Origin of the sequence: Streptomyces sp. NPDC096132, from assembly GCF_044763345.1 — a bacterium.
In the GTDB taxonomy this organism is placed as follows: domain Bacteria; phylum Actinomycetota; class Actinomycetes; order Streptomycetales; family Streptomycetaceae; genus Streptomyces.
In genome coordinates, this window is sequence record NZ_JBIWGA010000041.1 from 1 (window position 1) to 12,876 (window position 12,876).

The window sequence follows — 12,876 nt, forward strand, 5'->3', positions numbered from 1 at the left end:
AGATCTTTTCTCGATCCGATTTCCTCGGTGCTTTCCAGGTTCCCGCTTTTGTTTCGCGGTTTCCTTTCCGGCGGTTCCGACTTTATCAGAAGTTCCGGGCCGGTCTGACCGGCGGTCGTTTTCCGATTCATCGGGAGGGGGCTTCTGCGGAATCTGAGTTCCGAGTTGCCGATAGATTCTCACTGCTGCCGACCGGATCACATCCAGTTCCAGGCAACTGTTCGAATCTACCTCCCCACGTGCTCCGTGTCAACGGCTCTTGCGGGGCGAAGAGGACACTAGCAGCTCAGCAGAGCCGTTCGCACATCAGGCGGCCGTCGGCACGCTGGCGCTGCGCTCGTTTGCCTCAACGTCGCCGGTGTCTCCGGCGCGGGCTGCCTTGCCGCCGAGTACATAGACGTAGACGAGGAAGGCCAGTTCGGCGGCGACACCGATGGTGATGCGGGCCCAGGTGGGTAGGCCCGAAGGGGTGACGAAGCCTTCGATGGCGCCCGAGACGAAGAGGATCAGGGCGAGGCCGATGGCCATGGCGATCGCGGCTCTGCCTTCTTCGGCGAGGGCGGTGCGCCGGGTGCGTGGGCCGGGGTCGATGACGGTCCAGCCGAGGCGGAGTCCGGTGCCGGCGGCGACGAAGACGGCGGTCAGTTCGAGCAGGCCGTGCGGGAGGACCAGGCCGAGGAAGGTGTCGAGGCGGCCGGCCGAGGACATGAGGCCGGCGCCGATGCCGAGGTTGAGCATGTTCTGGAAGAGGATCCAGAGCACCGGGAGGCCGAGGAAGACTCCCAGGACCAGGCACATCGCGGCGGCCTGGGCGTTGTTCGTCCACACCTGTGCGGCGAACGAGGCGGCCGGGTGGCTGGAGTAGTAGGTCTCGTACCGGCCGCCGGGGCGGGTGAGATCGCGCAGTTCGTCGGGGGCCGCCAGGGAGGCCTGTACCTCCGGGTGGGTTCCGATCCACCAGCCCAGGACGGTGGCGACGGCCGTGGAGAGGAGTGCGGTGGGAATCCACCAGTGGCGCGAGCGGTAGACCGCGGCGGGGAACCCCTCGGTGAGGAAGCGGATGACGTCTCGCCAAGAGGCGCGGCGGGTTCCGGTGACGGCATTACGCGCGCGTGCGACGAGTTGGGTGAGTCGGCCGGTGAGTTGGGGGTCGGGGGCGCTGGACTGGATGAGGGAGAGGTGGGTGGCGGTGCGCTGGTAGAGAGTGACGAGTTCGTCGGCCTCGGCGCCGGTGAGGCTGCGACGGCGGCGCAGGAGGGCGTCCAGTCGGTCCCATTCGGCTCGGTGGGCGGAGACGAAGACGTCGAGGTCCATCGGTGTGCCTGCTCCTCGGCTGTTCGTCGGCTGCCGGTGGTGGGTGTCAGCTTTTCGTACTGCGGCGCGATGTGCCCTCAGCTTGGCAGACTGGCTGTTCCAGGGGCAGGTCGGGGAAGGGGCGGCGGGCGTGAGTGAGCTGGTGACGGGTGAGGCGGTGGCGTTGGAGCTGCAGCCCGCCAGGCTGCCCAGCCGGGCGCTGGCCGTGTTGCTGGACCTGGTTCTGGTCCTGGTCGCCTATGTGGTGGTGAGTGTGGTGCTGCTGCTGGCGACGGCTTCCTTGGACGAGGCTGCTCAGATGGCGGTCTCGATCGCCACGTTCCTTTTGGTTCTGGTGGGTGGGCCGATCGCTGTGGAGGCGCTCAGTCACGGGCGGTCGCTGGGGAAGATGGCGTGCGGGTTGCGGGTGGTGCGGGACGACGGGGGGCCGATCCGGTTCCGGCATGCGCTGGTGCGGGGTGCGCTCGGGGTGGTGGAGATTCTGCTGACGTTCGGGGTGGTGGCTTGTATCGCGTCGCTCGTGTCGGCGCGGGGGCGTCGGCTCGGTGATGTCTTCGCCGGGACCCTGGTCGTGCGGGAGCGGGTGCCGGTGGCGCGGGGTGGTTTCCTGCCGCCTCCTCCGCCGTGGCTGGCGGGGCGGTTCCAAGAGCTTGATCTTTCGGCGGTGCCGGACGGGCTGTGGTTGGCGATCCGTCAGTACCTGGGGCGGATGAACCAGCTGGATCCTCAGGTGGGCTGGGCGATGGCGGGGCGGCTGGCGGGTGAGCTCGCCCAGCGAACGGGTGTTCCGGTGCCGCCGGGCGTGCCGCCGGCCGTGTATCTGGCGGCGGTGGTGCAGGAGCGGCAGGTCCGTGAGGCTCGGCGGACCTTCGGGCTTGGGTCGGGCGCTCCGGTTGCTGGTGGGATGGCGGTCGGTGCGGCGGGTGCGTTCGCCCCGCCGTCGCCGTACGGGACGCCGCCGCCTCCCGCGATCTCAACGCCGTACGAGCCGTCTGCGCCATACGGTCCCGCGGCTGCCGGCAGCCCCTCGGCCGGGGATGAGCCGTCCGTGGCTGGGGAGGGTGCGGATGGGGCTCGGGGTGAGGGTCGGAGGACGGGGTTCGTGCCGCCTGCGTAGGGCTGTCCGGGGCGTTCAGGTGAACGTCGACGGGGGTGATTCGAGGTCTTCGAGTTCGATGCCGGGGGCTGCGAGGACCACGTCGCCGGCGATGTGTACGGCGTGCTGTTCGCCGGTGTCCAGGGCTGTGACCTGGTATTCGTCCACGGTCAGGGGGGCGTTGTCAGTGGCGTGTGTTTCTCTGTTCACCAGGGCCCAGGACTGGTCGACGGTGCGCGGGGCGAGGACCGGGTCGGTGAAGGCGACGAGGCGTACGCGGGTGGCCGCGGAGGAGGGGGTGAGGCGTAGGAGGCGGGTGGTGGCGATGAGGAACGCGGGGGATGTGCCGGTGAAGGCGTGGGCGGGGACATTGCCTTCGGTGGCGTGGGTGCCGGTGGGGTCGGTGCGGACCCAGGTGACGCCGTCCAGGGCTGCGCCGCGGACCTGCCAGCCGCCGGCGTGGAGTTCGAGGCGGATGGGGCGGCCGAGGTCGTCGAGGGTGAGGTCGACGGAACCGGTGTGATCGCCGGTGGGGGTGGTCAGCTGGGAGACGTAGCGCCAGCCGGAGGGGCCGGGGGCGCAGTGGAAGTGCTCGTGTGCGAGGGGGGTGTGATCGTGCGGATCGTGGAGCGAATAGCGGCCGCGGGGCATGGGGGTCCTGGGGTCTGACGGGCTGGTCGGGGCGCCGCGGCGGTCCGGCCGAGGGGCCGAAGGGGCAGGCCCCCGACACGGGGGTGCGGGGGCCTGTCTCTGAGGTACTGCTGGACTGCTGCTTGCTGCTGCGGGCTCGGGAGCGCGCGGGCGGCTCAGTAGCGGTAGTGGTCCGGCTTGTACGGGCCCTCGACCTCGACGCCGATGTAGGAGGCCTGCTCCGGGCGGAGCGTCGTCAGCTTGACGCCGAGTGAGTCGAGGTGGAGGCGGGCGACCTTCTCGTCCAGGTGCTTGGGCAGCGTGTAGACGCCGATCGGGTACTCGGACTGCTTGGTGAACAGCTCGATCTGGGCCAGGGTCTGGTCCGCGAAGGAGTTGGACATCACGAAGGACGGGTGGCCGGTGGCGTTGCCCAGGTTCAGCAGGCGGCCCTCGGAGAGGACGATGAGCACCTTGCCGTCGGGGAAGGTCCAGGTGTGGACCTGCGGCTTGACCTCGTCCTTGACGATGCCGGGGATCTTGGTGAGGCCGGCCATGTCGATCTCGTTGTCGAAGTGGCCGATGTTGCCGACGATGGCCTGGTGCTTCATCTTGGCCATGTCCGAGGCCATGATGATGTCCTTGTTGCCGGTCGTGGTGATGAAGATGTCGGCCTTGTCGATGACCTCGTCGAGGGTCGTGACCTGGTAGCCGTCCATCGCGGCCTGGAGGGCGCAGATGGGGTCGATCTCGGTGACGATGACGCGGGCGCCCTGGCCGCGCAGGGACTCGGCGCAGCCCTTGCCGACGTCGCCGTAGCCGCAGACGACGGCGGTCTTGCCGCCGATGAGGACGTCGGTGGCGCGGTTGATGCCGTCGATGAGGGAGTGGCGGCAGCCGTACTTGTTGTCGAACTTCGACTTGGTGACGGCGTCGTTGACGTTGATCGCCGGGAAGAGGAGGACGCCGTCGCGCTGCATCTCGTACAGGCGGTGGACGCCGGTGGTGGTCTCCTCGGTGACGCCGCGGATCTCCGAGGCGAGCTGGGTCCACTTCTGGGAGCCCTCGGTGATGGTGCGGTTGAGGAGTTCGAGGATGACGCGGTGTTCCTCGTTCTCCGCGGTGTCGACGGAGGGGACCTTGCCGTCCTTCTCGTACTCGACGCCCTTGTGGACGAGGAGGGTGGCGTCACCGCCGTCGTCGAGGATCATGTTGGGGCCGCCGGTGGGGCTGTCCGGCCAGGTGAGGGCCTGCTCGGTGCACCACCAGTACTCCTCCAGGGTTTCGCCCTTCCAGGCGAAGACCGGGACGCCCTGGGGGTTGTCCACGGTGCCGTTCGGGCCGACGGCGATGGCGGCGGCCGCGTGGTCCTGGGTGGAGAAGATGTTGCAGGAGGCCCAGCGGACCTGGGCGCCGAGGGCGACCAGGGTCTCGATGAGGACGGCGGTCTGCACGGTCATGTGCAGGGAGCCGGTGACGCGGGCGCCGGCGAGGGGCTGGGCCTCGGCATACTCCTTGCGGATGGACATGAGGCCGGGCATCTCGTGCTCGGCGAGGGTGATCTCCTTGCGGCCGAAGGCGGCCAGGGAGAGGTCGGCGACCTTGAAGTCCTGTCGGTTGTCGACAGTCGTCATGGTGAGCTGCTCCTCGGGGTTGGGGCGAGGTCTGGGTACGGCTGGTCTGCGCGGCGGCGGACACAGGGGTGCCCGTAGGGGACACAGGCATGCCCGCGTGTGCGCAGCGCAGTCCGTCGGAGGCCCTCTCTCCCTCGGTCGGTCCGTGTGCGGACCGCCCGACCGCCATCAGCAGCGACGTCTGGCTCCGTTCCAAGCTACACCGGAGGCGGCGGGCGGCCCCAGTCCGCCTGCGAACAGATCACGCCGAACACGGACCGTGAGGGGGAACGCGGAAGGGCCCGCCGGTGGTGCGGCGGGCCCTGTCGGTGGAGCGGGAGGGGTCAGTGGTCGGCGGCCGGGGACTGGGCCGGGCCGCCGGGGCTGGCCTCGGGGTCTGGGCCCTTGGCGGCCTCGGCCTCGCTGTAGATGTCGGGCTCGAGGTAGATGACGCGGGCGATGGGGACGGCCTGGCGGATGCGGGCCTCGGCGGCGTCGATGGCGGTGGCGACCTCGGCGGCGGTGTTGTCGTGCCGGACGGCGATCTTGGCGGCGACGAGGAGTTCCTCGGGGCCGAGGTGGAGGGTGCGCATGTGGATGATGCCGGTGACGGTGTCGCCGTCGACGATCGCGGCCTCGATTTTTTGGACCTCTTCGAGGCCGGCGGCCTCGCCGAGGAGGAGGGACTTGGTCTCGGCGGCGAGGACGAGGGCGATGAGGACGAGGAGGATGCCGATGCAGACGGTGCCGATGCCGTCCCAGACGCCGTCGCCGGTGAGGAGGGCGAGGCCGACGCCGCCGAGGGCGAGGATCAGGCCGATGAGGGCGCCGAAGTCCTCCAGGAGGACGACGGGGAGTTCGGGTGCCTTGGCGCGGCGGACGAACTGCGACCAGGAGAGGGAGCCGCGCAGTTCGTTGGACTCCTTGATGGCGGTGCGGAAGGAGAAGGACTCGGCGATGATCGCGAAGACGAGGACGCCGACCGGCCAGTACCAGTGTTCGATCTCGTGGGGGTGCTTGATCTTCTCGTAGCCCTCGTAGATGGCGAACATGCCGCCGACGGAGAAGAGGACGATGGAGACGAGGAAGGCGTAGATGTAGCGCTCGCGGCCGTAGCCGAAGGGGTGCTGGGGGGTGGCTTCGCGCTGGGCCTTCTTGCCGCCGACGAGCAGGAGTGCCTGGTTGCCCGAGTCGGCGAGGGAGTGCACACCTTCGGCGAGCATCGATGAGGAGCCGCTGAACGCGAACGCCACGAATTTCGATGCCGCGATCGCGAGGTTGGCGCCGAGTGCCGCCACGATCGCCTTGGTGCCGCCTGACGCGCTCATGTGTTCGGGTTGTCCCTTCGCCCTCGTACGTCCTTCGTACGTCCGGTTCGCCGTCCGGGCCTTTGCCCGTCCTTTGCCGGTGGGTCATTCTTGCAGCCCGGTCCGGCGGTGGGGCGTCAGGCGTCCACAAGCGCGGTCAGACAATCACAGTGGCGCGGAAGACCGTGCCCGTCCCGGAGAGTTCGGCCTTGTCGCCGACCGGGACGAAGACCGACTGGCCGGGTGCCAGTTCGTGTTCTCCGGCGCGTACCGTCCCCGCCGTGCAGAGCAGGATCTGTGGGGTGTCGCGCGTGAGGTCGTGGACGGTGCCGGCCTCCGGGAGGACGTACCGGGACAGGCGGAACTCGTCGATGGGGGTCTCGTAGACCTCTTCGCCGTCGGGGGACGCCTCCGGGCGCAGGATGCCGGGGTCGCCGGGTTCGAATCGGACGATGCGCAGGAGCTCGGGGACGTCGACGTGCTTGGGGGTGAGGCCGCAGCGCAGGACGTTGTCGGAGTTGGCCATGATCTCGACGCCGAGGCCGCTGAGGTAGGCGTGCGGGATGCCGGCGCCGAGGAAGAGGGCCTCGCCGGGCTGGAGCCGGACGTGGTTGAGCAGCATGGCGGCGATGACGCCGGGGTCGCCGGGGTAGTGGTGGGCGATGCCGGCGTAGGGGGCGTAGTCGCCGCCGAGGCGGTCGCAGGCGGTTGCGGCGGCCGTGACCGTGTGGGCCATGTCCTCGGGGTCGGCGGTGAGGACCGCAGTGAGGACCTCGCGCAGGGCCGCTTCCACGGGGTGGGCGTGCAGGAGGTCGACGTACGGCTTGAGGGAGTCGACGCCGAGGCCGTCGAGGAGGGCGGCGGCCTGGAGCGGGTGCCGGAAGCCGCACAGGCCGTCGAACTCGGTGAGGGCGCAGATCAGTTCGGGCTTGTGGTTGGCGTCCTTGTAGTTGCGGTGCGGGGCGTCCACGGGGATGCCGCGGCGTTCCTCGTCCTCGTAGCCCTCCTTGGCCTGGGCGAGGTCGGGGTGGACCTGGAGGGAGAGGGGGGCGCCGGCGGCGAGGATCTTGAGGAGGAAGGGGAGGCGGGGGCCGAACTTGGTGACGGCGCGTTCGCCCAGTTCGCGCTGCGGATCGGCGTCGATCACCTCGACGAGCGTGCCGCGCTCGGTGCGCGAGGGTGCGCCCGGGTGGGCGCCCATCCACATCTCCGCCTGGGGTTCACCGGTCGGCTCGGTGCCGAGCAGGTGCGGGATCGCGGTGGGGGAACCCCACGCGTAGGGGCGGATGGTGTTGTCGAGGCGGTCCATCGGGTTCTGTGCCTGCCTGTCTGTCTGTCGTCCGGGGTGCGTCGTCGCCGGTGCGTCGTGTGGGTGGTCGCGTGGGTGTAGGTCCCCAGATCAGGCCTGTGAGGCGAGCGCCAGGTAAACGGCGGCGAAATCCGTGGTGGCGATCAGTTCGGCGAGGGTGACGAGTTCGTCGCCGTCGTCCGGTTCGAGTTCGCTGATCGGTGTGTCGTGGCTGAGGGCCAGGTCGCGGGCGGCCGGGGCGGCGGTGAGGCCGCCGATCGGGCGGTCGCGCAGGAGCACCACGCGCGCGTGGAGGGCGGGGGCTTCCTCGACGCGGTCGCGGAAGAAGTCGTCAGGGTCGGCGCTGGCGGCGAGGGGGCCGGCGAGGAGGGCGCTGTGTTCGGCGAGGGCCTCGGGGAGTTCGGCGACGAGGGCGGGGCGGCCGGCGAGTTCGGCGAGGGCGGCGGCGAAGCGGCGGCCCGCGGGCCCGGCGGAGGTGCCCTCGGTCCAGATCACCGGGAGTGCGTCGGCGAGTTCGGCGGCCAGGGTCTTCGCCGGGTTGCTGTAGGTGGCGATGGCGGGGCCGCAGCGTTCGGCGACTTGGTCGAGGCGGTCGGCGACCTTTTCGAGCGCGTCGGCCGGGGCGGAGAGGAGGCCGATGCGGTCGAGGAGGGCGAGGAGGGGGGTGAACAGGGCCCACAGGACGCCGGGGGCGGAGGCGGCGACGGGCGGCTGCTCGTCCTGTTCGTACGGGGCGGTCGCCAGCGGTACGAAGAGGCCGTGGGTGGCACCGGCGGCCTCCGTGAGGGGCGTCCGGGCGGGGGCTACGGCGACGACGGTGCAGCCTCGGCGGTAGGCCTGCTCGGCGAGGAGGGAGAGGCCGGGTTCGGTGCCGTCGGGTGTGGCGATGAGGAGCAGGTCCACGGAGCCGGCCCAGCCGGGGAGTTCCCAGCGGAGGGCGCCTGCGGCCGGGGCGACGCCGGTGGGGGCGAGGCGGATGACCGGGCAGGCGGCGCCGGCGAGGGTGCCCAGGAGGTCGGCGACGCAGGTGGCGGCGGCGCCGGGGCCCGCGATGAGGATGGCGCGGGGGCGGCCGTCGGGTTTGAGGCCGTTCACTCCGGCTTCGGCGGCGTGGCGGGCGGCGGTGCGGACGCGGGCGCCGGCTTCGGCCGCGCCGCGCAGGAGGGCTCGGCGGTCGGCCTCGGCGAGGGCCTCCGGCGTGTCGAGCAGTGAGTCGTCGAGCATGGCGGGGGTCTCCGATCGCCGGGGGGTCGTCGGGGTTGTGGTGCGCCGGGGGGACGGGGGGTGGGGGGTGGGGGGCTCGGGAGCTCGCGGCGCTGTGTGGGTGCCTGAGGTGGGGGGCCTGCCTTGCGGCTGGATTCCGGCTGTTTTCGCTGCCGGTTCCCGATGTCCCGGGCCTGATGCGGCTGGGGGCTTCCCGTCCTGCCGCTCCCCTTTCTCCCTTCCCTCCCTCGGGCTGCGGTGCGAAGGCACCTGGGTGGGGATGGGGCGGGCGCGCGGGTGCGGTTACGCGGGGCGGCGGGCCTCGTCGACGAGGAGGACGGGGATGCCGTCGCGGATGGGGTACGCCAGACCGCAGTCCTGGCCCGTGCAGATCAGCTCGGATTCCTGCTCCTTGAGGGGGGCGTGGCAGGCCGGGCAGGCGAGGATCTCCAGGAGGCCGGCTTCGAGCGGCATGGGGTGTCCCTTCGGGTCGTCGATGTGGGGGCGTGGGCTGGGGCGTGGGGGTGGGTGGATCTGCCTGGTCAGCGTACCGCTGGTGGGGGTGGGGTGGTGGTTGGTGTGGTGAGCGTGGTGGGAGTCGCCCCCGCCGCCCTTACCCGTTCCCATCCCCAGGGGCATCGCCCCTTCGACCCCACCAGGGGCTCCGCCGCTGGACCCCGGGGCGTCGGCGCCTGAGCCCGCGGTCCGCGAACTCCGCACCCCGAGTCCGTGCACCCCGAGTCCGCGCACCGCGAGCCCCGCACTCCGAGCCCCGTACCCCGCACTCCGAGCCCCGTACCCCGCACTCCGAGCCCCGAGCCCCGAGCCCCGAGCCCCGAGCCCCGAGCCCCGAGCCCCGAGCCCCGAGCCCCGAGCCCCGAGCCCCGAGCCCCGAGCCCCGAGAGAGTCCACGCCCGCGGGCTCCCGTAAGGGAAGTGCGCTTGCCGACGCCCCGTAAGGCGCCTGGTTCAGCTCAGGCTCGGATGATGGAGAGGGCCTCGTCTCTGATCTTGGTCATGGTGGGTTCGTCTCGGGCTTCGGCGTTGAGACGGAGGAGGGGTTCGGTGTTGGAGGGGCGGACGTTGAACCACCAGTCGGGGGCGGAGACGGTGAGGCCGTCGAGTACGTCGAGGGTGATGTCGGGGCGGTGGGCGTAGGCCGCCTTGATCGCGGCGATGCGGTCCGCCTGGTCGGCGACCGTGGAGTTGATCTCGCCTGAGCCGGTGTAGCGGTCGTACGCGGAGACCAGGGAGGAGAGGGGGGTCTCCTGGCCGCCCAGGGTGGCCAGGACGTGGAGGGCGGCCAGCATGCCGGTGTCCGCGTTCCAGAAGTCCTTGAAGTAGTAGTGGGCGGAGTGTTCGCCGCCGAAGATCGCGCCGGAGCGGGCCATCTCCGCCTTGATGAAGGAGTGGCCGACGCGGGTGCGGACGGGCGTGCCGCCGTTCTCCTTGACGACCTCGGGCACGGTCCGGGACGTGATCAGGTTGTGGATGATCGTGCCCTCGCCGCCGTGCCGGGCCAGTTCGCGGGCGGCGACCAGGGCCGTGATCGCGGACGGGGAGACCGGGTCGCCCTGTTCGTCGACCACGAAGCAGCGGTCGGCGTCGCCGTCGAAGGCGAGGCCGAGGTCGGCGGACTCCTCGCGGACGCGCTTCTGCAGGTCCACGATGTTCGCCGGGTCGAGGGGGTTGGCCTCGTGGTTGGGGAAGGTGCCGTCCAGTTCGAAGTACATCGGGACGACGGTCAGGGGCAGGCCGTCGAACACCGTGGGGACGGTGTGGCCGCCCATGCCGTTTCCCGCGTCGACCACGACCTTCAGGGGGCGGATGGAGGTCAGGTCGACGAGTGAGCGCAGGTGTGCCGCGTAGTCCGTCAACGTGTCGGTGCGGGTGATCGTTCCCGGGGAGGGAGCAGGCTCGGGGGCGCCTGTTTCCGTCCAGCGCTCCACCAGGGCGCGGATCTCCGCCAGGCCCGTGTCCTGGCCGACCGGGGCGGCGCCGGCGCGGCACAGCTTGATGCCGTTGTACTGGGCCGGGTTGTGCGAGGCGGTGAACATCGCGCCGGGCAGGTCGAGGGCGCCCGAAGCGTAGTAGAGCTGGTCCGTGGAGCACAGGCCGATCTCGGTGACGTGTACGCCGAGTGCCGCCGCCCCTCGCGCGAAGGCGCCGCTGAGGCCGGGTGAGGAGGGGCGCATGTCGTGGCCGACGACGATCGCCTCGGCGCCGGTCACCTGGGCGAAGGCCGCTCCGAACAGTTCGGCGAGGGACTCGTCCCACTGATCCGGGACCACCCCGCGTACGTCGTACGCCTTCACGATCTGCGACAGATCAGCAGCCACGGGCAAACCTTCCTGCAAAGTCCTGGTCAGTCGCCACAAACTACCCGGAACGGTTCACCCCCTGCTGTGAGTCCGGCCAGTGGACCCGCAGAAGTAACCTTGCGCGCTAATGACGGACACGCGGGCGTCGGGTCACGGCAGCATCCAGGACAGCACCGGTGAACTCCGGCCCACCACGATCAGGCACATCACCAGCAGCAGGCCCACGCTCCACGGCAGCACCTTGCGCAGCAGGTGGCCCTCCCGGTCGGCGAGGCCGACGGCGGCGCAGGCGATGGTGAGGTTCTGTGGCGAGATCATCTTGGCGAGGACGCCGCCCGAGCTGTTGGCGGCGGCGAGCAGTTCGGGGGACAGGCCCGATTCGCGGGCCGCGGTGACCTGGAGGGCGCCGAAGAGGGCGTTGGCCGAGGTGTCGGGGTCGACGACGTTCAGGAACGGCCAGTCGTACGTCCGGGTCGCCCGGGCCAGCCAGGACGGTCATCCGGTACACCCACAGGACGTTGATGACGATCCACAGGATGGGGAAGAGACCGAAGGCGGCGCCCTGGGCGGCACTGGAGAGCGCCTGGCCCGTCGGCATGCCGGGTAGGCGAGGCAGGCGACGCGAACGGCCGTCAGAAGGCCTGTGAGGCCCGCCAGATGGGCTTTGAGGCGGACGACGCCGAGCAGGACGAGGACGGTCCCGAGTCGGCGACGGGTGTCAGTTCCTGCACGTACACGGGCGCCCGCGGGTTTCCGTCATACAGAAAGCGGTTTCTCGCGTCTCGGCCGCACTGCATGGTCGTGTCCGTGACAACGGCGCGTCAACGGGTGTGCGGTGAGCCGGGGAAGGTACGGGACTCAGTTGTCCGGAGAGCGCAGCACCCGCAGGTGGCCACGGCGGGCGACCTCCATCGGGTCCGCCGCGCGTCCGCCGCCGCCGGCCTGTGCCGCGCGTTCCTGCGGGCGGGCCGCCTCGCGGACGGCGTTGGCAAGCGCTTCCAGATCGTCGCCGCTGGGGCGCGCCGGAGCCGAACCGTCGAGGAGCCGGACGACCTCCCAGCCGCGCGGGGCGGTGAGGCGCTCGGAGTGCTCGGCGCACAGGTCGTAGCAGTGGGGTTCGGCGTAGGTGGCGAGCGGGCCGAGGACCGCGGTCGAGTCGGCGTAGACGTACGTCAGCGTCGCGACGGCGGGTCGGCCGCAGGCGGTTCGCGAACAGCGACGTACAGGGCTCACGACGTTGGACGGTACCGCACTCTTGAGCGGGCCGCGACGACTCTCCACCAGGTCACTCCACCGTGTCGTGTTGTGAAACGCCCCTCGGGCCTCTCCAGTCATACCCCGCTGACCTGCACGAACACCAGTCATTAGCGGCAAGAAGACGAAGCCTCGCGGTCATCGGTCGGTACAAACAGGATCAATTGTCATGAGTTCACCGGTCTCGGAGAGATACGGAATCGAGCCCAACCTTGGCTGGAATGGTCATCCTGCGACATGGGGTGCGGGGCGGACCGGCGGCGGCCGGGATGCCGCGTGGGGCCGGGCGGCCGGTCGCGGCGGGGTCTACGCTGCACAAGTGATGGACAACCCCGTACCGCCCCGTGCCGCAGGCCCCGGGCCCCGCCGCCGCGACCGCCACGGCCGGGGCATGCGGGGACCGATCGCACCCCCTCAGGTGCCGTTGGCCGCGAGCCGCGCCGAGGCGTTCGCCGATCTGGTGCAGGACTCGGTGGAGCGGCTGGAGCGGCGCTGGCCGCAGCTGGCCGACATCGACTTCATGGTCCTCGAGGTGCCGCGCCCGGCCGCGGCCGGTGAGCCGTGGAACGACGAGGCGGTGCCGCTCGGCGGCACGGTTCCCGCGCGCGAGGGACGACGGGCGCGGGTGGTCGTCTACCGGCGGCCGGTCGAGATCCGCACCAAGGGGCGCGACGAACGGGCCGCGCTGGTGCACGAGGTCGTCGTGGAACAGGTCGCGGAGCTGCTGGGGCTGACCCCGGAGACGGTGGATCCGCGCTACGGCGAGGACTGACCACCGTCTCCCTCCCCCTCCCGGGGGACCTCCCGGGGACCTCCCGGGGGGACCTCCC

11 protein-coding genes and 1 pseudogene are annotated in these 12,876 nt (G+C 70.9%); 2 read left to right on the forward strand and 10 right to left on the reverse strand.

The features are described 5' to 3' along the window. Positions 1-306: 306 nt before the first annotated feature. On the reverse strand, positions 307-1,314 hold the full coding sequence (locus ACIRF9_RS47830) for a stage II sporulation protein M (RefSeq protein WP_403836378.1): 1,008 nt from the start codon (positions 1,312-1,314) through the stop codon (positions 307-309). Positions 1,315-1,444: 130 nt separating this feature from the next. Here ACIRF9_RS47830 and ACIRF9_RS47835 point away from each other — a divergent pair, with 130 nt between their 5' ends. After that, on the forward strand, positions 1,445-2,431 hold the full coding sequence (locus ACIRF9_RS47835; protein ID WP_403836380.1) for an RDD family protein: 987 nt from the start codon (positions 1,445-1,447) through the stop codon (positions 2,429-2,431). Between the two features lie 15 nt (positions 2,432-2,446). On the opposite strand, the gene ACIRF9_RS47840 is transcribed toward ACIRF9_RS47835, so the two are convergent. The 9 genes and pseudogenes from ACIRF9_RS47840 to ACIRF9_RS47880 form a co-directional block, all read right to left on the reverse strand. Continuing rightward, positions 2,447-3,061 carry a hypothetical protein gene (locus ACIRF9_RS47840; RefSeq protein ID WP_403836382.1) on the reverse strand — a complete coding sequence of 205 codons (615 nt, stop codon included), beginning with the start codon at positions 3,059-3,061 and terminating at the stop codon, positions 2,447-2,449. 155 nt (positions 3,062-3,216) lie between these two features. After that, positions 3,217-4,674, reverse strand: a complete 1,458-nt coding sequence (ahcY, locus tag ACIRF9_RS47845) for an adenosylhomocysteinase (RefSeq protein WP_403836384.1) — start codon at positions 4,672-4,674, stop codon at positions 3,217-3,219. 323 nt (positions 4,675-4,997) lie between these two features. Next, positions 4,998-5,981, reverse strand: coding sequence for a cation diffusion facilitator family transporter (locus tag ACIRF9_RS47850; protein ID WP_403836386.1), 984 nt, complete (start codon positions 5,979-5,981; stop codon positions 4,998-5,000). 136 nt (positions 5,982-6,117) lie between these two features. Beyond that, complete coding sequence (gene manA / locus ACIRF9_RS47855) at positions 6,118-7,269, reverse strand: mannose-6-phosphate isomerase, class I (protein WP_403836388.1); 1,152 nt, start codon at positions 7,267-7,269, stop codon at positions 6,118-6,120. A gap of 90 nt (positions 7,270-7,359) precedes the next feature. Then, positions 7,360-8,493 carry an SIS domain-containing protein gene (locus tag ACIRF9_RS47860; RefSeq protein ID WP_403836390.1) on the reverse strand — a complete coding sequence of 378 codons (1,134 nt, stop codon included), beginning with the start codon at positions 8,491-8,493 and terminating at the stop codon, positions 7,360-7,362. Between the two features lie 282 nt (positions 8,494-8,775). After that, positions 8,776-8,946 (reverse strand): Trm112 family protein, encoded by a 171-nt coding sequence (locus ACIRF9_RS47865; RefSeq protein WP_403836456.1) that lies wholly within the window; start codon positions 8,944-8,946, stop codon positions 8,776-8,778. A 499-nt stretch (positions 8,947-9,445) separates the two neighbouring features. Beyond that, positions 9,446-10,810, reverse strand: a complete 1,365-nt coding sequence (locus ACIRF9_RS47870; RefSeq protein ID WP_403836392.1) for a phosphomannomutase/phosphoglucomutase — start codon at positions 10,808-10,810, stop codon at positions 9,446-9,448. A gap of 132 nt (positions 10,811-10,942) precedes the next feature. After that, a pseudogene (locus ACIRF9_RS47875) lies at positions 10,943-11,230 on the reverse strand (L-lactate permease); the annotation flags it as partial. A gap of 420 nt (positions 11,231-11,650) precedes the next feature. After that, positions 11,651-12,073, reverse strand: coding sequence for a DUF3499 domain-containing protein (locus ACIRF9_RS47880; RefSeq protein ID WP_053760356.1), 423 nt, complete (start codon positions 12,071-12,073; stop codon positions 11,651-11,653). A gap of 295 nt (positions 12,074-12,368) precedes the next feature. Here ACIRF9_RS47880 and ACIRF9_RS47885 point away from each other — a divergent pair, with 295 nt between their 5' ends. Next, complete coding sequence (locus tag ACIRF9_RS47885) at positions 12,369-12,818, forward strand: metallopeptidase family protein (RefSeq protein WP_403836458.1); 450 nt, start codon at positions 12,369-12,371, stop codon at positions 12,816-12,818. The last annotated feature ends 58 nt before the right edge of the window (positions 12,819-12,876 follow it).